The following is a 19,080-nucleotide window of genomic DNA, read 5'->3' as shown; positions in this document are numbered from 1 at the left end:
GGCGTTTCCAGTTATACACATTCGCTATAGCAAAACAGCATCTGGCCGGATTTGGCAACTGAATCTTCTTTGCTGCACATATTAAAAAGACGGTACCTTCCAAGGAAGGCACCGCCAGGTTCAACTATTGTTCTATTCTAGAACCATACCAGATACACCACTGCAGCGAGAACAATCCGGTAGATTGCAAACGGCATCAGCTTGATACGGTTGATCAGCTTCAGGAAGAAACGCATGGACAGCAGTGCGAACAGGAAAGCGCTGATGAAACCGGCAATAAAGAAGGGAAGGGCGTCAAGGGTGAAATATTGCCAGTTCTTGAGCAGTGAGATCAGACTGGCTCCAGCCATGATCGGAACTGCCATAATGAAGGTGAAATCGGCGGCGGCGCGGTGGCTCATTCCGAGCAGAACCCCGCCGGAGATGGTTGATCCTGAACGCGAGAAACCCGGCCAGAGCGAAAAACACTGGACTAGGCCGACCGATAGCGCCTGGCTATATGTAATTTGATCGACACTCTCCGTTTTGATCTTTTTGGGGGCGAACAGGTCTGCGCAGATCATCAGAATCGCTCCAACGACCAGGCCAATGAGCACCGTAGCGGTCGAGAATAAATGCTCATCAATATAATCCTCGAACAGAAATCCGAGCACACCGGCCGGTATCAGACCCACAAGCACTTGTGCCAGCTTCAGCCGTCCCGTGGTTTCCACTACAGGCTGGCCTTCCGGTACCGCGGTCAGTGCCTTGCGGCTGAACCGCTTCAGACCCAGAAGATCGATGAACCGGTTGCGGAAAATAACCACAACGGCCAGGATAGAGCCGAGCTGAATCACTACCTTGAAGGTATTGGCCGTATATTTTCCGAGAAACTCCTGCGATTTCAGCCACATATCATCGACAATAATCATATGGCCTGTTGAGGATACAGGAGCAAATTCTGTTAAACCTTCTACAATCCCTAATATGATTGCTTTAATAATAGTCAAAAGCTCCATGTAATCTCCTCCTAAAATTTTTGTGAGCATCGCCATAGTTTGTTAGCCGCGGGCTTTGCCGGCAGTATGGCGTTTACGTAAATACAGCAGACCCAGCGCAAGAATTCCTCCGGCAATCAAGATGTAGACCACGCTGGAATAAGCATCTACATACCCGCCTATGTCCTCCCAGGACTCTCCGAGCGCAGCGCCCAGCAGGATCAGCAGTGTATTCCAGCCTAGCGTGCCGATTGTCGTAAACAGCATGAACAATCCGAACTTCATCCCCGACATTCCAGCCGGGATCGAGATCAGGCTTCGGACGAGCGGTACCATCCGGCAGAACAGCACTGTCCAGTAGCCGTATTTGTCAAACCAGGCGTCTGCCTTGCGGATATCACTCTTTTTGATCCGGATCCATTTGCCATAGCGGTCCACAATCCGCTCCATCCGGCTGACATCCAGCATCCGGCCGACCCAATACAGAATAGCTGCTCCAAGCAAAGAACCCGCCGTTGAAGCGATCAGTACTCCGGGAATCGTGAGCCCAGAAGTTGTGGTCATGAATCCGCCGAAGGGCAGGATGACCTCTGAAGGAATGGGCGGAAAAACATTTTCCAGCGCCAGCATCAGAAAAATTCCTATATATCCGAACTGCTCCATAATATCTGTGATCCATGTTTTCATTCGGTTCCCTCCGTCTAGATAAGATTTTTCTTGAGGTTGCGCAAATAGCGGCTGCGGATGAAGAAGAAGTACAGCGTCTGGGCAGCCAGATAGCCGATCAGCACAGCTCCGGTCTCGGCTGCGATGGATAGATAGAACAGCCGCTGCAGCGCGATAAAAGCAAAGATACTGTGCAGAACTGCCAACAGCACCGGAATGAAAAACATGAGTGCCAGTTGCAGCGTCGCAATGCGGTCCATCTCTTGGTCGGTAAAGCCCATTCTCGACAAGGTTGAATACTGCAGGCGGTCATGATCCAGATCCATATATAGACGGAAGTAGAGGAAGCTGCCGGCAGCGATGAAGAAGACCGTGCCGACGAGCAGTGAAGCGAACAGCATGGCACTGTAAAGCGTGCGCTGAATCTCAAATAAGGTTCCGCTGATCACGACAGCATAAGCAGACTTTTCTTCATAAGGAACCTTCCCTGTAGCAGCGAGCTCTGAAGCTACTCCCACCGTACGGGCAAAATCATTCACATAAAAGCCAGTGTACCAATCCTGCTGCACCGGGATAACCCGGCTGTACAAGCTGTCGCTGATCACCAGTCCGCTGAAATCGCCCCCACCCCTGCCGTCCAGCTCGGGCAGCAGATATTCGGCAACCGGCACATGCTGCGTATAGCCGGTCTCTTCGATCCGGATTCCTTGCTTCAGCTGATAGGTTGCTTTGAAGCGTTCAGCGGTCAGGCTGCGGTCACGCTGGGAGCCGATCATCACAAGGCCTGCATTGCCTTCAAGCGGCGGCTCATCCGAGCTGAAGCCTGCATGCCGGAGAGCAAGTTTGTAATTACTGTAGGACATCAGCGGCAGCTGATGTGTATGGTCAGGGCCCGTCTGTGACTCGACCGCGGCGACTTTGAGCGGAATACGCAGGGTATCAAAAGGTAGTCCCAGCTGATCAAGCTCTGCGGTGATCCCACGCAGGTCTTTCTCTTCCGAGGAAGGGTACTCCCCTCCCTTGGCTACATAGCCGACAGCGGCAGGATAATCCAGCTTCAGTTCGCGTGACAGCGTGTGGATCGATGCAAAGACGCCCACCGAGGTGAAGGAAACTGCCGATACAATGGTGACCATAAAAAACATCCGTCCATTATCCTTCCACCGGTATGACAGACCCGAGAACGTGAGAATATGCGTATGCTTCCATTGGAACCGGCGCAGCTTCCGCAGCTTTTCTACGACATACAAACTTAGTTGGGTGTAAAAAAGATAAGTGCCGCATGTGGTAATCAGCACAACGGGAATCATCATGATCTCAACCGTTCCCGCGGTCGTGGCAACTGCCATAGCGTACCCGCCGAGGATCAGTAGACCTGAGATCACCGCAAGCCCTTTAGATCCCTTCGGCTCAGCTTCCCCTCTGTGCCCGCTCTGGAACAAGCCGCTTGGTGCTTCGTTCCCTATAAAAGCAAAGGTAGACAGCGAGATCAGCATGAATAGCAGAACAAAGCTGCAGATGGTAAGCACCGGCGCCTGCCAGGGCAGGTGGAATGGAAGTGGCGGGATGCCCAGAAACCCGGACCCGATCATTAGGAAGAGCTTGCCCAGCAGCAGCCCGAGCAGTGTGCCAGTGAGGATGGCGGACCCGCCAATCATCATATTTTCCATAAACACCATCAGATTTAGCTGGCGTTTAGTCATACCGTGCATCAGCAGAATACCGAACTCCAGATAACGCGATTGCAGGAATGAACCTACCGAGACAAGCACGAACAGGGAACAGAAGACATAAATAATCCCCTCCGCAGCCATCATCGTATTCGCCGCTGTTCCCAGGATCATGTCCTGCGAAATGGACGGATGATAAATAAACAAGGCGCACAGAAAGAAGACCATAACCGAGAACGCGCTGCTGACAAAGTACGCGGCATATTTCCGCTTATTCCGCGTTACATTCCTATAAGCGAACTGCCGGAAGTTCATGACCCGCTCCCCCCAGCAGCGACAGCATGTCGATAATATTCTGGAAGAAGGCCGGCCGGCTCACACCCCGGTACATTTCGCTGTGGAAGCGTCCGTCTTTGATAAAAATCACCCGATGGCAAAAGCTCGCAGCTACCGCATCATGTGTAACCATCAGCACCGTGGCGCCTTCCGCCTCATTCACCTCAGCCAGCAGATTCATGACCTCACTTGCGGATTTTGAATCCAGACTGCCTGTCGGCTCATCCGCCAGAATCAGTGCAGGCCGGTGGATCATGGCCCGGGCGATGGCCACACGCTGCATCTGTCCGCCAGAGATTTCATAAGTCCGTTTGTGCAGAAGGGGGCGGATGGCCAGTCTCTCTGTCACCTCTGCAAGCCTATCCTCCATCTCCTTTACGGAGACTCCGGCAAGCGTGAGTGGCAGCACAATATTCTCTTCCACGGTTAGCGTGTCTAAAAGGTTGAAGTGTTGAAAGACAAACCCTAGCTCTTTGCGGCGAAATAACGCTTTGTCCTTGCGCCCCAGGTTTTTCGGGTTGCGGCCACCGATCAATACTTGACCCGAGGTTGGTTCGTCGATGGTGGCAATCAAGTTGAGCAGTGTAGTTTTTCCGCTGCCTGAAGGTCCCATGATTCCTACGAACTCACCCTTCTCCACAGCAAATCGGATATGATTCAGGGCGTGAGTCGACACTTTGCCTTCATATATTTTGGATAGATTATGGACGTCTAATATGGGCAAATGCTTTCGCTCCTTCATTCCCCTGGTTTGTTTTCATTATACAAACTGTAAACAACAGCTGCTATTTCTGAAACTTACAACTACCTTACAGTATTGTAAGCCGCGAAGGAGAGTTCAGGGAGCAGGCAGAGAAGAGATCACAAGCTGGAAAAACCTGCTGTCTCATACAAGAGGCGGCAGGTTTATAATTCAAAATATGATCCGAACCGTCGTCCCTTTCTCCACTTCAGAGGATATTTCCACTTGGTGCCCCAACTTGCCGCAGATCTGCTTCACCAAATACAGGCCCATTCCGGTAGACTCCTGAAAGCTTCGTCCATTCACGCCGGTAAAATAGGCATCGAATACCCGCGGCAAATCTCCAGGAGGAATCCCTACACCTTCATCCCGCACCTCAAGTACGGGTCTGCCTTGTTCCCCTTCATATCCATGAAAATATACAAACCTTCCCTCCTCCACTGTATACCGCAATGCATTGGTAATCAGCTGGGTCAGCACAAATGTCAGCCATTTCTCATCCGATGTAACGAATATACCATTATCCACAGAAATAGCAGGAAAAACACGTTTGCGGATAAACAGCCTTTTCTGCTCAGAGGTCACGCCCCTTACAATAGCCGAAAGTTCCAGACGCTCCACGTAAAAATCATGTTCGAAGGTGTCCAGACGGGCGGTGTAGAGCACGGTATCCAGCCCTTTTTTGAGCCGGTCCAGCTCATCGCCAATCGCTGTAAAAGGCGGTCCGTCTTTATCCTGAATAATGAGGTGGATGACAGACAGCGGGGTCTTCATGCCATGCACCCACTGGTTAATGAAATGGATATGCTCCTCCAGCTTGTGGCGGTAGCTGTGCAGATCATTCTGGTATAGGCGGAACTGATGGGCAAGTAAGCTACGCAGGCTCTCCGCCAGCGGAGTGCTCTGGGCAGGTCCGCCGGAGTCATCCAGTGAAGAAGGCAGATTCAGTAGTCGTTCGTAGAAGGAACGGTTGGAATAATAGCGGTATGCCAGATAGGCCAGCAGCAGACAGGTGCTGAGCAGACCCGCATATAAGCTAACATTCACTCCGCTGCCCCCGTCCAGCCGGTAGACCAGAGTGATCATCAGAAGCTGGGCCAGATAAATAACAATCAGCGGCATCTGTTCCCGCACAAAAAGCTTCATGCTAGACCTCCTCCCAGTTCTCGCACAGCCTGTAGCCTTGACCGCGCACCGTCTGAAGGCCGTCCGCGATATCCAGCGCCGACAGCTTTTTGCGTACCCGGGTCACGTACACATTTAATGTATTATCATCAACAAAAGCCTGGTCATCCCAGATTTTCTCCAGCAGCCGGTCACGGGTCACGATGGTGCCCGCCTTTTGCATCAGCTCATCCAGAATTTTGGCTTCGGTGTGGCTGAGATCAATTTTGGCGTTGCCCCGTGTCAGGACCAGACGCTCCACGTCGAGCATCAGCCCCGACACGGTCAGGCTGCGCTCCGTTCCGCCTCCGGCATAGGAGCCGTAGGCCCGGCGGAGATGGCTTTTAATTTTGGCGAGGGCAATCTCATAATCGAACGGCTTGGTGATATAATCATCTGCCCCGTTTTCGAGCGCCATCACCTGATCCATTTTGCCCTCCCGGGCGGAGATAAACAGGATCGGGCAGGTGGAGATCCCCCGGATTTGGCGGCACCAGTAATAACCGTCGAACCTGGGCAGGTTCACATCCAGCAGCACCAGATGGGGGGCATACTGCTCGAACTCCGTCCGAACCGCATCGAAATCATGCACAGCTTGCGTCTCATAGCCGAACTTATGTAAATAATCCTGGAGTAGGGTTACTAGTCCACGATCGTCTTCGATAATGAAAATTTTGAACATATCAGGCCTCCGGTTTGCAGTATAAGCCCGCTAAGGGGTTTGCCCCATAATATATACAGTCCCTGCATTGTAGTCAAATAAGGGCTGCGGCTATTAACGACAAGAATTGAATATGCCTGTATGATGTTGCGCAGCAGAACCTGCTCAAAAAAAGCCGCACACCGGATAAGATCCATCCGGCATGCGGCCTTTTAGCTATATAGAATAACGTCAACCAGCAAACTTTGCGTAGAGTCTATCTGCCGTCCAGCAAATTGCCTAGTCCGCCGAGAATGCTGCCTTCTTCCTTGCGGCCGGAATTGCCGGCAGCCGACAGAATACGATCCGCCATCCGGCTGAACGGCAACGACTGCACCCATACCTTGCCCGGCCCCCTCAGGGTGGCGAAGAAGAGTCCTTCACCGCCGAACAATGCGGTTTTTACACCTTTTACAAATTCAATATTGTAATCCACTGTTGAGGTCATCGCCACAAGACAACCGGTGTCCAGCTTAATCGTCTCCCCGGGCTGCAGCGTCCGTTCCATAACATAACCTCCGGAATGAACGAACGATAGACCGTCTCCTTCGAGCTTTTGCATAATGAAGCCCTCACCGCCGAAGAATCCTACACCCAGCTTGCGCTGGAATTCAATCCCGATCGATACGCCTTTCGCTGCACATAGGAAAGAGTCCTTCTGGCAGATAATCTTGCCCCCATATTGCTGAAGATCCAATGGGATGATTTTGCCCGGGTAAGGTGCGGCAAAGGTTACGCCTTTGCGGCCGTAGGAACCGCTGTGTGTGAAGACTGTCATGAACAGGCTCTCACCGGTCAGCAGGCGTTTGCCTGCGCCCATCAGTTTGCCCATCAGCCCGCCTCCGCGTGATCCTGTACCGTCGCCAAAAATCGTCTCCATCGAGATCTCCGGGTCCATCATCATGAAGCTGCCGGCCTCGGCAATCACGCTCTCCCCTGGATCAAGCTGAACCTCAACACACTGAATTTCCTCACCCATAATTACGTAATCAATCTCATGTGCACTCATTGTAATTCCTCCTAATAGTTATGTTCGCAATAAAAGCTGCTCCAAAGCTAATTCTCAGTATGCTATGTAATCCTATGATTGTACGATCGAGATATATACGCTCTCCGTACTTCGATGGTTTCAGTCCCCCTCCATAATCACACGAAAGGGCTGAACAACAAAAAAGGCCAGCCCGAATGTTAATCCGGCTGACCTTTCGCTTATCCCCGAATCAGGGGGCAATTGGAGACTCTTCACATTACTGTACCATCATGCGGCTTGCTTAGTGCGGGTTGAATTTTCGGTGCTTTGCTCAGCTTAGGTCTGCCAAGTGAGGTTGTAAACGTAATTACGTAGCCTGCAACGACTACAGCCATTACGGTGTACAGCGTTTCCTTGAGAGGCATGTAGAAAAGCGATAATGCCAGAACGATAACATCCATCAGGATAAATACGGTTCCTACCTTAATTCCCTTCCATTCACTGATCAGCAGCGACAAAATATCGTCACCACCGCTTGCCCCGCCGCCGCGCAGGACCATTCCCGCTCCTAGACCTGTCAGTACACCGGACAACAATGCCGCAACCGGCAAGTTATCCTGCAAGTTGATTACCCATCCGGAATAACGTTCCATCAGACTGTAAAATACCGTAAAGGCTCCCACAGAGATGAAAGTGTTGCATACGAACGTTCTTCCCTTGAAGATCATTGCGATTAAGAGTACTGGTATGTCTAAGACTAGAATAGACAAAGATGGCGAGATGCCTAATACATATTTGCCGAGCAGAGATAATCCTACGAAACCACCCTCGGTCAAATGGTTCTGATAATTGATGTGATAATAAGTAAATGCAAGCAATAATGTTCCGGACAAAATAACAGTTAGTCGAAGCGGCAATGCCATGCCACTGTCTTGTTTCCTCATACAGGTCTCCCCTTATTGTAGATGGCGGCTTAGACGTATTCCAAGCCTCTACGATGGGTCTGACCGGAGGAGGTGTTGCTCCTTCGCATACAATACTCCCTTCCCTCGTAGAGGCGGTTTCGTCAAATAACAACGGTACGCGCACTTTCTACAGGGAAGCTAAGTATAAGACAGATCATAACGTTTCCAAATCGTCCTTTGGGGAATCGTCCTTCGGGGACACATGGTATCCTGATCCTTTCTCTAATTTGATGTGTTCTGAATAGATTATACCACGCGGAGGGGCTTCTCTAAACACATTTCCATTAAAAAGCATCCAGCTCTTTGTAAAATCTGTGTCAGTCCGGGCTACGGAGCAGACGGTTTACCGTCTCACGCCTTACCCCGATCAGCTGGCCTATCTCCTCCTGTGTTAATAAATCTGTTAGTGCTGCGCCGTGTGAATACTCGCGAAGCCATCGTGACAGCAGCGCAAGCCGCTCTCCCGGAGTGCCTACCGTAAGGTGATCCAGGCGGGTCTGCATGAAACGCACCTTTTCTTGCAGCAGCAAGGCAATTTCCATGACTTTGTCCGGATTCTCACGCAGCTCGCGGTACCATTCCGCCGCTGGAATCAGCTCGACTTCGCTTTTCATCATCGCTACAGCCGTTCCATGCGCCTCCTTCGGTGAAATGAGTGAATGATGGGGGACCGTTTCCCCAGGGTACAAAAGATTGAATAATACAACGTTCCCATTCTCATGCAGCCGGGTTACCTTAAAGATTCCGCTCTTCACCTGAAACAGATTCACGCAGGGATCCCCTTGGCGGAACAAGACCTCTCCTTTATGCAAAATCATTCCGCTCTCTCCTTTATATTCCCAGTATGTATGACTCTATTCTACAAATTGCAAAGAAAGCCTGTCCAAAATCGCAGAACGGATACTATTTGTTCAAGTAATCATGGACCCAGCGAGTTCCAGCCCTTTAATTCACCCTAACATCTTGCAAGAGGGTAGGTCAAATCCGTCCGGGAGCAAAGTGTAAACTGTTGAATCTCACCTGACTGCACGGCGAAGAGGCTGCCCAGTAGCTAATGACTACGGGCAGCCTCGTATGAATTATGCTATGCTCAGCCGTTCTTCAGTGGCTTCTTCCACAGGCCAAGCGTCAAACCTGAGATCACAGAGCCGATCAGGACGGCCAGGATAAACAGCAAGGCGTTGCTGGACAGTGCGGCTACGAAAATACCGCCATGTGGTGCAGGAACGTTGATATTCCACAACTGGGTCAGACCCCCGGCAACGGCTGAACCTGCGATACAGGAGGTCAGTACACGCATCGGATCGGCTGCAGCAAAGGGAATGGCGCCTTCCGTAATGAATGACAGACCCAGCACATAGTTCGTGAGACCGGATTTACGTTCTGTTTCGGTAAATTTATTTTTGAAGAAAGTAGTGGCAAGGGCGATAGCCAGTGGAGGTACCATCCCTCCGGCCATAACTGCCGCCATCATCAATCCGTTGGTGTTGCCGCTGGAGGTAAATACTCCAATGGCAAATGTGTAAGCAGCTTTGTTGAACGGTCCACCCATGTCAATGGCCATCATGCCCCCGAGTACCAGACCCAGCAGAACTGCATTCCCTGTTCCCAGGTTGTTAAGTCCGCTGATCAGACCTTCATTTAGCCAGCTGAATACCGGATCGAACAGATAGAACATTATTCCGCCGGTAATCAGCAGACTGAACACCGGGTAGAGCAGAATCGGCTTCAATCCATCAAGCGTCTTGGGCAGCCCGGCAAAAGCTTTGCGGAGAATAATAACCACATAACCGGCCAGGAAACCGGCAGCCAGACCGCCAAGGAAACCGGCGTTAGAATTGAGGGCCATATATCCGCCGACCATACCCGGCATCAAGGCAGGACGGTCACCAATGCTGAGTGCGATGAAGCCGGCTAGAATTGGAATCAGGAAATGGAAGGCTCCGTCCCCGCCGCCAATGGTCTGCAGCAGTTTGACAATCGGATTATCCACACTTGCCACCTGCTCGAACAGGAACGAGATCGCGAGCAGAATACCGCCGCCGACTACGAATGGCAGCATATGTGAGATGCCGTTCATCAGATCCTTATAGATTCTGCTTCCGATGCTGCCGGATTTCATGGCCGGAGCCTCATCTCCGCTCCGTCCCTCGCTTCGATAGATTGGAGCTTCTCCCTTTAAAGCTTTGGTGATCAGTTCTTCGGGCTTGCGAATACCGTCACTCACCGGCCGTTGGAGCACTGGCTTCCCGGCGAAGCGCGCCATTTCTACATTTTTGTCGGCGGCAATAATTACACCGCTGGCCCGGGCGATCTCGTCCGGAGTCAGCACATTCTGGGCCCCTTCGGAACCATTCGTCTCCACCCGGATATTTACGCCCATTTCTTTGGCTTTTTTCTTCAGGGCATCTTCCGCCATATAGGTATGCGCAATCCCTGTAGGACAAGCGGTAACCGCAACTACAAAGCTTTGCGAATTCGGGTTGCCTACAATTAAACTTTCTGTAGCCTTTTTTGGGCTACCGCCAGTATCAGCTACTTCATTTGCCTGCGCCTCAGCTTCGGCTTCGGCTTGCTTGGCATCGAATAGGGCAACTACTTCGTCAGGCGTCCGTGCATTCATCAGCGCATCAATGAATTCGCTTTCAATGAGCAGCCTGGACAGTGCAGCCAGTGTACGCAGGTGCATATTCCCAGCTCCCTCTGGAGCAGCAATCATGAAGAACAGCTTCGCAGGCTCTTCGTCCAAAGAGGCAAAGTCTACACCCGCAGTGCTTTTTGCGAACACAACAGTAGCTTCATTGACTGCTTTGGTCTTGGCATGAGGCATGGCGATTCCCCCGCCAATTCCCGTGCTGGACTGTGCTTCACGAGCCAGTATCTTTTCCTTAAATAATACGGGATCATTAATCCGTCCGCTGGCTGCAAGGCTGGCGATCAATTCATCAATAGCCGCTTCCTTGGATACCGCCTGAAGGTTCATGATCATCGTGTCTTTTATCATCAGATCCGAAATTTTCATTACAATCCACTCCCTTAATCACATGTGTGCTGCTTGGTTTATACCTGTTCAATTACAATCTGTGTGCGAAGCTCCTCAATGAGTGCTCTCTCTGCCAGATCATCAGAGAATGCCGTCGCACTGCCACAGGCCACGCCAGTACGAAAAGCCTCCAGTATATCTCCCGTCATATATAAAGTTCCCACAAATCCGGCAATCATCGAATCTCCTGCCCCTACGGAGTTCTTCACCTTGCCCTTAGGTGCATTGGCAAAGAATACGCCTTGGTCCGAGATAAAAAGTGCCCCTTCACCCGCCATGGAGACCAGAACATAACGTGCTCCCGATTCCATCAATCTGCGGCCATAAGTGATAATCTCTTCTCTAGTGTGAATTCGGACTCCGAACAATTCGGCCAGTTCATGATGGTTAGGCTTCACAAGAAGCGGTTCCAGCGCAAGCGCATCTTTTAGTGCCTGACCTGTCGTATCGATGACAAACTCAGCCTTTTTACGCTTGCATATTGCAATCAGTCTGCTGTAAAAGGCTCCTCCCAGTGATGGTGGCACACTGCCCGATAAAACCAGAATGTCACCTGCTTGTAGCGCCTCCAGCTTAACCAGCAGCGCCTCCGCCTCATTATCCCGGATCGCAGGTCCGGTTCCGTTAATCTCTGTCTCTTCCCCGGCTTTGAGCTTGATATTAATCCGGGTATCATCATTTACCGTTACAAAATCACTTGAGATGTCCTCTTCACCCAGCCACTGCTCGATGTATCTCCCCGTAAATCCCCCCAGAAAACCGGTCGCCGTGTTAGGTACCTCCAGTGTGTTCAGCACACGGGAAACATTGATGCCTTTTCCTCCCGGGAGCTTGAGGTCGCGTGTCATCCGGTTCAGACTGCCAAGCTTCAAGTCTTTAACTTCCACGATATAGTCAATGGAAGGATTAAGCGTCACAGTATAGATCATGTTTATCCCTCTTTATTATGGTTTTCTTGTCCTTACACCAAGGTGTAGTCAAGGTCCAAGCCTTTCAGCCCGCGAATGAAGCCTTCAGGGGTCTCTCTATCCAGAATGCAGTGATCCATCTCCCGCAGGTCAGCTACCTTACAGAAGGAAACCTGCCCTATTTTGCTGTGGTCAGCCAGTAGAATGACTTGTTTGGCCACAGAGATCATTTTGCGCTTGGTTGCAGCTTCCAGCATGTTCGGAGTGGTGATGCCTTCACGTAAATCCAATCCGTTCGTACCCAGAAACGCTTTATCTACACGCACCATTTCCAGTGAACGTTCGGTCATCGGCCCTACAAATGCCAAGGTATCCTGCCGAAGCAGTCCTCCTGTAATCGAAACTTCGATATTGTGGCAATCCTTCAACTCATTCAGGGCGATCATGGAATTGGTGATGACCTTAAGGTTCGTGAACGCTCTCAGTGCTTTAGCAATTTGCAGTGTTGTTGTTCCGCCGTCCAGCAGGATAGCATCTCCATCTTGAATCATTTCTACAGCCTTTTGTGCGATTCGTTGCTTCTCATCAAGAAACCGGTCTGCCTTGTAAGGAACGGCAGCTTCAAAATTGACACTTTGCAGCGAAACGGCTCCCCCATGCGTGCGTTTCAGCAGCCGGGATTCTTCAAGCTCTTTCAAATCCCGGCGTACCGTGGATTCTGATACTTCCAGTTCTTGGCTAAGCTCCTGGACTGAAGCCCGGGTATTCCTTTCCACAAACTGAAGAATTATTCTTTTGCGTTCCTCTTCATACATGGGCGCTCACTCCTTGTGAACTGCGGCAAATTAATGATGAAACAATGTGTTTTTTATACGTATTAGCACTGGGCCAAAATGAGCAAATCGCATTTCATTGTTGACTGTTTGTGATTGTTTCTGCTCATTTATGAGTATAACAGCGTTTTCATTCATAGTAAAGCTTTTTTCTTCCCTTTATTTTTTCCTTTGAATAGCGTAGATATACGTTTTTCAAAGAGGAAAAATGGAATGAAAGCTAAAAATAACAGGTGCTCGATTTTGCTCATTTAGAGCAAGCAATCCTTTTGTCAAATAGGCCTTCTAAATATCGACCTGATTGCCTATTTCAACTCGGCACATTTTTACATATTTTATATTACACATGGAAAAAAGCAGGTGAACAGGAGATGGCTAATAACATTTACTTTGGATACGGGGACAACGCGAATGGCGGTAATAGCGGAAATACTGCCCCGGGCAACAAGGATACCCCTATCGAAGCTGAAGAATTGGATGCGGAAGACTATGCCATTATTGCAGCGGGACTAACGGCATTAGGGGATGTTTTCGCCTTTTTATCTCTTGTAAAAGCCAAACAGGCAGCCAAAGAAACAGGCGGCCAGGCCGCTATCAATCCCATTCTGTTCGTGCAATCCAGGAAAAAAAAAGCGGCGAAACGAAAAAACCGTTCACCGCGTTGAACTATTATATAATTGCCCATGTTTTCCTATAGAGTATTTAGAGGAATGGAGTGATGCTGCTCAAACAAGGAGCTCACCTCCTGCTGACTCTGTTCTTCCTCCAGAGCCACGATAACAATAACATGTTCCTTATCAGCATGCTTTGCATAGAGTCTCGCATCTTCCATTGGAATTCCGATACTGATGAGACTGATGTCAAGACCATCCCCATCCAGATCCGCCCCCGCCAATTTACGGGCTGCAGGCCCTGCTGCTACAGCACTATCATTCACTAGATCAAGACCTACACCGAGCTCTACAGCCGTTCCGAATAACCCTCCATTCCCCTCGCCGGCTTCTGTCCGGCCAATCCCAGTATCGTGGCTGATGATCTCCAGCGTATTCTTCTGTTTCGTTACAGCCGAGACCTGTTTCGACTTGATTCCATGTGCACACACGTCCTCAATAGCCAGGATGGCATCACTTTGATGTTCAAAAATCCCCAGAACCAGTTTCGTCACTATCATCCCTCCTGTTAATGCGATATTAACCGCTGCATTCGGTCCCTAAACCCCGGCTCAGATTTACACCTGCCGCTACCTGAATCAATCCCTCTTAATTCGGTTATAAAGATAGAATCGATACATAAATGCTATAATCGAGAGAATTAGGGGGGTGCTTCCTTGCTACAAAGCAAATATTTCAGAACATGCCTGGCTATTATTGCATTCTTGACAATACTGTATCTGGGCTCTAAAGTCTTTTTTCTCATCTCACCGCTGATAGCGATCTTCAACCTTCTACTTGTGCCGATGATGCTGTCCGGCTTCATGTATTATCTGCTGCGTCCGTTAGTCAATTTCCTGGAGAGCAAGAAGCTGAACCGCATGCTCTCCATACTGCTCATCTATGTCGCTTTCGCTGGTCTGTTTGTTCTTTTCTTGGCGCTGGTCTGGCCAACTCTGCGGGAGCAGATCCAGAATTTCATCGACAATACACCTTATCTGGTGCAGGGCCTGCAGGATCAGTTCACCAAGCTGCAGAACGACCCCACTTTCTCCCGTTTCTTCAAGGGGGATGCTGATGTGTCAGCAAGGCTCTCGGAATATTTAAACGATGCCATTACCTGGGTTAGCAATTCGATGACCAATCTGATTGGTGTCGTGTCTAGCATCGTTGTCGTGATTGCTACTTTGCCGATTATTCTCTATTACATGCTGAAGGATGGCCACAAACTCTCGCCGATTCTGCTTAGTCTGTCACCCAGAAAGTTCCGTAAGGAAGGACAGGATATGCTGATGGATATTGACAGTGCACTGAGCGGATTCATCGTTACACGAGTGCTGCTGAACGTGATCCTGGGAGCTTTGCTCTACATAGGATTCCTTATTATTGGGCTTCCTTACTCCCTGCTGCTTGCCATCATCTCCATCCCGCTTAACTTCATTCCGTATGTCGGCTCTCTGCTGGCTGCGGTTCCGGTTGTGATTGTAGGCTTCATCGAATCTCCGACGATGGCCATCTGGTCGCTGGTGATTATTGTAGTAGCCCAACAGATCCAGGATAATGTGCTGTCTCCCATTATTTACGGTAAATCACTGGATGTGCATCCCTTGACCACTGTAATTCTGGTTCTGGTCGGGGGCGATTTTTATGGCATTATTGGTGTGTTGATCGCACTACCTGTATATATGATCCTCAAAATCATTTTCCTGCGGATCTACGAGATTATCATCGCTGAACGGGTCGAAGATGTTGTCATCACCAAAGAAGAGCAGCTGTGACCTAAGCAACAATGGGATCACATCATTAAAAAAGGGACGTCTCATAAGCCATGAAATGGCTGGGACGTCCCTTATTGGAGTTTGTATAAATGATCCATAAACTTATCGTGTAATTGTATTCCATCTCGTAAAGACTGCTTAGTCTCTTGATCAATCAAATCCACTTCAAAGTTCAACTGACCATAACCATCAATCATTTCCATAATGCGATAAATCACTTGCCCTCCGAAATGATCTTATATTTGATCTAACCCTTTATTTTTTTGAAGAACAGCTACATGCTACACAAGCCACTGGGGACCAAAACACAAAGCAGCGTTCCTCCAATACAGGAGAATCGCTGCTTTGCTCACTTTTTGTGGTTTTAAGAATGAAGAAAACTGCCGTAACCCTTCACCCCCGGAGTGAACGCACAACAAAAACATAGCTGCCTTTTGGCAGATTCTGCCCATCCGCAAGCGTGACCGAGCCCTTGGTATGGGAAACAATTGTTGTATTGTAAGCAATCAGCTGATCGCCCTTCCAGACGGTAACCGCTGATTTGAAGTAGACTGCATTGTCGAATTGCTGGCGTTCTCTCATAACATAGCCTACTACATGCAGCGTTGGGGCCAAGGCTCTCTCTTTGGGGGCCAGAGCCTTGATGTACACAATGTCGCGAAAAGGCACCGCAATTTCCTGATGGCCAATGACGGCCACGGAAGCTGCCGGGTCCCATCTACGTAAAACACCCTTCATGATCGTATGGGGTTCTTCACCACAATACATAATAACCGGTCTGCCTACCCAATGCTTCATGGCTCCACCCCCTTCGCTGTATCCAAGTTATCTATATATTCGGTATGGACCAATCAATTCCCTGTAAGCCTTTCGACTCCAGATACTGGTTCGCCTGCGAAAAGGGATGGCTGCCCAGAAAACCCCGATGTGCTGAGAAGGGACTCGGATGCGGGGACTTAATCACAAGGTGGCGGCCGGGATCGATGTGGGTTCCTTTTTGCTGGGCATAACTGCCCCAGAGGATAAAGACCATCGGTTCCTTCCGTTCGTTCAGCTTCTTCATAATGGCATCGGTAAAGGTCTCCCAGCCGAGCCCTTTATGAGAATTAGGCTCTCCTTCCCGAACCGTAAGTACAGCGTTCAGCATCAGAACACCGGCTTCCGCCCAGTGCAAGAGCGAGCCGTGGTTCGGAACGGGCACACCCATATCATTGTGCAGTTCAGTGTAAATATTACGCAAGGAAGGCGGTATCCTGACCCCTGGTTTGACCGAGAAACTTAGTCCATGTGCTTGTCCCGCTCCGTGATAGGGGTCCTGCCCCAGAATTACAACCCTTGTCCTACTGTAAGGCGTCAGCTTTAGCGCCGAGAACAATTCATCCTGAGGCGGATATACTGTCTCCACTTTGTATTCTTGTGCCAGTGTGTGGCGCAGCTCCTGAAAATAAGGCTTCTGTATCTCGTCCTGCAGGATCTCATCCCAATCGTTGCCAAACATGATGTTCCACCCGCTCCCATACGTGTATTTCATTCATTACCTGATATTACCCAAAATATAGCTGGATTCCGGCAGTTTATTTGCGCCTGTAATCCGCCTTGATCTCGCCCCACTCCTTGGTCTGCCACTTGAGCACCTTGTTCTTGTATGTATTCGTCTGCAGCCAGCGTTCCGCGCGGTCAATCAGAGTCCAAATTTCCTCTGTAGAAGCATCGCGCGGCAGCGTGGTGGCGACCTTCTTTTGCTTGACCCACTTCATCGCATTCATGGAATCACTGTAAATCGTGCGGCTGCTCCCTTCCTTCTTCAGCAGAGCCAGCGCGTGGACGATCGCCAGAAACTCACCTAGATTATTGGTGCCTTTCTTGATCGGTCCGCAGGAAAAAATGAGTTCACCGGTCTGTGTGTCCACCCCTTTATATTCTACAGGTCCGGGGTTGCCCCGGGTTCCCACATCCACGGAAATACTGTCATAATCAATCTCCGCCGAAGTCTCAGCAGCAGTGATGCTGCGCTTAAATGCATTTGCGGATTTGCTCTTCCCTGCAGCCGAAGCTGAAGCCCCGGTTCCCCAATTCCCTTTCCAGCCTGCCTTGTAGGCGGCGTCCGCCTCAGCTCTGGATTCGTAGGATTTATACTTTGCTCCCGTATAATGATCCGTTTGTGCCTGGCATTCTGCCCATGTCCCGTACACTCCCGGCTGCTTGCCTTCCCATACCACATAATATTTCTGCTTAGCCATTGAACCTGGCCCCTTTCTGCCGCTTTACAATTCAAAATAATATTGTAATCCAAACTGCGGCGAGTTTGAAGTTAAAAAATAAAACGGCTACCTCCGGTACATCTGTGGATAATATACCGGCTATGGGTTCATAATATCCCCATGGTAATTAATCCAGTAGCGCAAGCGTGGTGTCAACAATGCTCTGCAGCTTTCTCTTATCCGTTGTGGTTTTGACCATTACCCGGAGACCCACCAGTGCGTTATGCAGGAATACAGCCAGATCTGCCGCTTGATGACGTCCGGAGATTTCACCGTTTGTCTGCCCTTTCACTACCAAACGTTCAAAAAGCTGTTCCGTGTGCAGAAAAGCCTCATTCACTTTGGAGGTTGCCGCAGGATCATGATTGGCCAGTTCAACCGCTGTATTCACCAGCAGGCAGCCTGCAGGCTCTGACTCCTGCTTATGGATAATTGCTTCAAACAATAACCGGATGGCTTCCTTGGCGGAGTCCACCCCTTCAACGCGCCCCTCCATCTTGCTGGTGGTCATATCTGCAAACCGTTCCATCGCTTTTATATATAAAGTGTGCTTATCTCCAAAAGTGTCGTACATGCTCCGCTTATGAATACCCATACCGGTAACCAAATCCTGCATGGAGGTCTTCTCATATCCCTGTTGCCAAAATACGTTCATCGCCTTGCCCAGCACGTTATCTACATCAAACTCTTTGCTTCTGGCCATCATCAGGCTCCTTTCTGCGCCAATTCTACCATTTATAGAACGTTCGGTAAATATTATACCCTAACTCAATACCCAAGGAGGATATTCACATGAAAAAGCTAGCAGCCTTAGCGGCGGTATTCGTTCTGACCTTGCTTGTCGGATGCGGAAATTCATCAGACAACAATAATAAGGCTGGCACTAATACGCCAGCTAACAACGGAACCGCCAGCACCGCCACTGCCGCTCCAGATGCTGTGACTTCAGCTTCCGTCGTAGACAACGGAGAAGATTTCAAAAAAGCGATCAGCAAGGACGGCACCTGGATTGCCGCAACTCTTAAGGATCTCACCTTCACAGAGGCTCTCGTCGTCGACGGCCAATTCATCAACAAAGATAAACCTGCACGCAAGATCGCACTGTACACACAGGATGCGGATCATAACATCACCAACTCTTTTACCCTGACAGCTCCCAAAATCACCATTAAAAGCGAGAATGCCCGCATTCAGGGCGGCACCTTTGTGGGAGACGTATATGTAGAAGCTAACGGCTTCAGTGTCGTGAATGCAACAATCGAAGGCAATGTCTATTTCTCCGATGAAAAATACCAGGCCACCTACAGTGCATCGGACCAGGGAAAAGTAACGGGTGTAACCGAAGTACAAAAATAATAATAGGGTTCCTTCTAAGGTGTTTCTCTAAAGGCTTGATGCCCGGAGAAGCACCTCTTTA

20 protein-coding genes are annotated in these 19,080 nt (G+C 49.8%); 3 read left to right on the top strand and 17 right to left on the bottom strand.

Annotated elements, in window-relative coordinates; translation table 11 throughout:
* Window positions 1-137: 137 nt before the first annotated feature.
* The 12 genes from ACAN54_RS24810 to ACAN54_RS24755 all read right to left on the bottom strand — a co-directional run bounded on the left by ACAN54_RS24810 (window position 138) and on the right by ACAN54_RS24755 (window position 12,956).
* Entirely contained in the window at window positions 138-998 is an 861-nt protein-coding gene (locus ACAN54_RS24810) for an undecaprenyl-diphosphate phosphatase (protein ID WP_379161782.1), read from the bottom strand.
* A gap of 42 nt (window positions 999-1,040) precedes the next feature.
* Window positions 1,041-1,664, bottom strand: coding sequence for a DedA family protein (locus tag ACAN54_RS24805; protein WP_379161780.1), 624 nt, complete (start codon window positions 1,662-1,664; stop codon window positions 1,041-1,043).
* 14 nt (window positions 1,665-1,678) lie between these two features.
* Window positions 1,679-3,628: an ABC transporter permease gene (locus ACAN54_RS24800; RefSeq protein WP_379161777.1), complete on the bottom strand. Its 1,950-nt coding sequence runs from the start codon at window positions 3,626-3,628 to the stop codon at window positions 1,679-1,681.
* Window positions 3,603-4,373, bottom strand: a complete 771-nt coding sequence (locus tag ACAN54_RS24795) for an ABC transporter ATP-binding protein (protein WP_379161774.1) — start codon at window positions 4,371-4,373, stop codon at window positions 3,603-3,605. The genes ACAN54_RS24800 and ACAN54_RS24795 overlap by 26 nt, the downstream gene beginning before the upstream one ends.
* 189 nt (window positions 4,374-4,562) lie before the next feature.
* Complete coding sequence (locus ACAN54_RS24790; RefSeq protein ID WP_379161771.1) at window positions 4,563-5,537, bottom strand: sensor histidine kinase; 975 nt, start codon at window positions 5,535-5,537, stop codon at window positions 4,563-4,565.
* Window position 5,538: 1 nt separating this feature from the next.
* On the bottom strand, window positions 5,539-6,237 hold the full coding sequence (locus ACAN54_RS24785; protein WP_379161768.1) for a response regulator transcription factor: 699 nt from the start codon (window positions 6,235-6,237) through the stop codon (window positions 5,539-5,541).
* A gap of 235 nt (window positions 6,238-6,472) precedes the next feature.
* Window positions 6,473-7,264: a TIGR00266 family protein gene (locus tag ACAN54_RS24780; RefSeq protein WP_379161765.1), complete on the bottom strand. Its 792-nt coding sequence runs from the start codon at window positions 7,262-7,264 to the stop codon at window positions 6,473-6,475.
* Window positions 7,265-7,497: 233 nt separating this feature from the next.
* On the bottom strand, window positions 7,498-8,169 hold the full coding sequence (locus ACAN54_RS24775; RefSeq protein WP_379161762.1) for a YitT family protein: 672 nt from the start codon (window positions 8,167-8,169) through the stop codon (window positions 7,498-7,500).
* Window positions 8,170-8,507: 338 nt separating this feature from the next.
* Entirely contained in the window at window positions 8,508-9,008 is a 501-nt protein-coding gene (locus ACAN54_RS24770) for a Crp/Fnr family transcriptional regulator (protein ID WP_379161759.1), read from the bottom strand.
* Between the two features lie 272 nt (window positions 9,009-9,280).
* The gene (locus ACAN54_RS24765; RefSeq protein ID WP_379161756.1) at window positions 9,281-11,212 is read right to left on the bottom strand and encodes a PTS fructose transporter subunit IIABC; all 1,932 of its coding nucleotides are present in this window, start codon (window positions 11,210-11,212) and stop codon (window positions 9,281-9,283) included.
* A 38-nt stretch (window positions 11,213-11,250) separates the two neighbouring features.
* A complete protein-coding gene (pfkB, locus tag ACAN54_RS24760) occupies window positions 11,251-12,162 on the bottom strand; it encodes a 1-phosphofructokinase (RefSeq protein ID WP_379161753.1) in 912 nt (303 codons plus the stop codon).
* A gap of 32 nt (window positions 12,163-12,194) precedes the next feature.
* Complete coding sequence (locus ACAN54_RS24755; protein ID WP_379161749.1) at window positions 12,195-12,956, bottom strand: DeoR/GlpR family DNA-binding transcription regulator; 762 nt, start codon at window positions 12,954-12,956, stop codon at window positions 12,195-12,197.
* A gap of 389 nt (window positions 12,957-13,345) precedes the next feature.
* Between ACAN54_RS24755 and ACAN54_RS24750 the strand changes: the two genes are divergently transcribed.
* Complete coding sequence (locus tag ACAN54_RS24750) at window positions 13,346-13,639, top strand: hypothetical protein (protein ID WP_379161745.1); 294 nt, start codon at window positions 13,346-13,348, stop codon at window positions 13,637-13,639.
* A 26-nt stretch (window positions 13,640-13,665) separates the two neighbouring features.
* Here the strand turns inward: ACAN54_RS24750 and ACAN54_RS24745 are convergent, their stop codons facing one another.
* Window positions 13,666-14,139: a general stress protein gene (locus ACAN54_RS24745; protein ID WP_379161742.1), complete on the bottom strand. Its 474-nt coding sequence runs from the start codon at window positions 14,137-14,139 to the stop codon at window positions 13,666-13,668.
* Window positions 14,140-14,301: 162 nt separating this feature from the next.
* Between ACAN54_RS24745 and ACAN54_RS24740 the strand changes: the two genes are divergently transcribed.
* Complete coding sequence (locus ACAN54_RS24740) at window positions 14,302-15,402, top strand: AI-2E family transporter (RefSeq protein ID WP_379161738.1); 1,101 nt, start codon at window positions 14,302-14,304, stop codon at window positions 15,400-15,402.
* Between the two features lie 393 nt (window positions 15,403-15,795).
* Here the strand turns inward: ACAN54_RS24740 and ACAN54_RS24735 are convergent, their stop codons facing one another.
* From ACAN54_RS24735 to ACAN54_RS24720, 4 genes are all read right to left on the bottom strand, one after another.
* A complete protein-coding gene (locus tag ACAN54_RS24735; protein ID WP_379161735.1) occupies window positions 15,796-16,200 on the bottom strand; it encodes a hypothetical protein in 405 nt (134 codons plus the stop codon).
* 31 nt (window positions 16,201-16,231) lie between these two features.
* Window positions 16,232-16,900 carry a uracil-DNA glycosylase gene (gene ung, locus ACAN54_RS24730; RefSeq protein ID WP_379161732.1) on the bottom strand — a complete coding sequence of 223 codons (669 nt, stop codon included), beginning with the start codon at window positions 16,898-16,900 and terminating at the stop codon, window positions 16,232-16,234.
* Between the two features lie 76 nt (window positions 16,901-16,976).
* Window positions 16,977-17,642, bottom strand: coding sequence for a ribonuclease H (rnhA, locus tag ACAN54_RS24725; protein ID WP_379161729.1), 666 nt, complete (start codon window positions 17,640-17,642; stop codon window positions 16,977-16,979).
* A gap of 148 nt (window positions 17,643-17,790) precedes the next feature.
* The gene (locus tag ACAN54_RS24720) at window positions 17,791-18,366 is read right to left on the bottom strand and encodes a TetR/AcrR family transcriptional regulator (protein ID WP_379161726.1); all 576 of its coding nucleotides are present in this window, start codon (window positions 18,364-18,366) and stop codon (window positions 17,791-17,793) included.
* Window positions 18,367-18,455: 89 nt separating this feature from the next.
* On the opposite strand from ACAN54_RS24720, the gene ACAN54_RS24715 reads away from it, so the two are divergent.
* Window positions 18,456-19,019 (top strand): hypothetical protein, encoded by a 564-nt coding sequence (locus ACAN54_RS24715; RefSeq protein ID WP_379161723.1) that lies wholly within the window; start codon window positions 18,456-18,458, stop codon window positions 19,017-19,019.
* Window positions 19,020-19,080: the final 61 nt, after the last annotated feature.

This window comes from Paenibacillus diazotrophicus, assembly GCF_042610465.1.
The sequence above is the reverse complement of the archived record's forward strand: the minus strand, read 5'-3'. Positions and strand labels throughout refer to the sequence as shown.

Coding starts and splice junctions, on each gene's coding strand:
- ACAN54_RS24810 (WP_379161782.1), bottom strand. CDS start 998: ATGGAGCTTTTGACTATTATTAAAGCAATCATATTAGGGATTGTAGAA.
- ACAN54_RS24805 (WP_379161780.1), bottom strand. CDS start 1,664: ATGAAAACATGGATCACAGATATTATGGAGCAGTTCGGATATATAGGA.
- ACAN54_RS24800 (WP_379161777.1), bottom strand. CDS start 3,628: ATGAACTTCCGGCAGTTCGCTTATAGGAATGTAACGCGGAATAAGCGG.
- ACAN54_RS24790 (WP_379161771.1), bottom strand. CDS start 5,537: ATGAAGCTTTTTGTGCGGGAACAGATGCCGCTGATTGTTATTTATCTG.
- ACAN54_RS24785 (WP_379161768.1), bottom strand. CDS start 6,237: ATGTTCAAAATTTTCATTATCGAAGACGATCGTGGACTAGTAACCCTA.
- ACAN54_RS24780 (WP_379161765.1), bottom strand. CDS start 7,264: ATGAGTGCACATGAGATTGATTACGTAATTATGGGTGAGGAAATTCAG.
- ACAN54_RS24775 (WP_379161762.1), bottom strand. CDS start 8,169: ATGAGGAAACAAGACAGTGGCATGGCATTGCCGCTTCGACTAACTGTT.
- ACAN54_RS24770 (WP_379161759.1), bottom strand. CDS start 9,008: ATGATTTTGCATAAAGGAGAGGTCTTGTTCCGCCAAGGGGATCCCTGC.
- ACAN54_RS24765 (WP_379161756.1), bottom strand. CDS start 11,212: ATGAAAATTTCGGATCTGATGATAAAAGACACGATGATCATGAACCTT.
- pfkB (WP_379161753.1), bottom strand. CDS start 12,162: ATGATCTATACTGTGACGCTTAATCCTTCCATTGACTATATCGTGGAA.
- ACAN54_RS24755 (WP_379161749.1), bottom strand. CDS start 12,956: ATGTATGAAGAGGAACGCAAAAGAATAATTCTTCAGTTTGTGGAAAGG.
- ACAN54_RS24750 (WP_379161745.1), top strand. CDS start 13,346: ATGGCTAATAACATTTACTTTGGATACGGGGACAACGCGAATGGCGGT.
- ACAN54_RS24735 (WP_379161735.1), bottom strand. CDS start 16,200: ATGAAGCATTGGGTAGGCAGACCGGTTATTATGTATTGTGGTGAAGAA.
- ung (WP_379161732.1), bottom strand. CDS start 16,900: ATGTTTGGCAACGATTGGGATGAGATCCTGCAGGACGAGATACAGAAG.
- rnhA (WP_379161729.1), bottom strand. CDS start 17,642: ATGGCTAAGCAGAAATATTATGTGGTATGGGAAGGCAAGCAGCCGGGA.
- ACAN54_RS24720 (WP_379161726.1), bottom strand. CDS start 18,366: ATGGCCAGAAGCAAAGAGTTTGATGTAGATAACGTGCTGGGCAAGGCG.
- ACAN54_RS24715 (WP_379161723.1), top strand. CDS start 18,456: ATGAAAAAGCTAGCAGCCTTAGCGGCGGTATTCGTTCTGACCTTGCTT.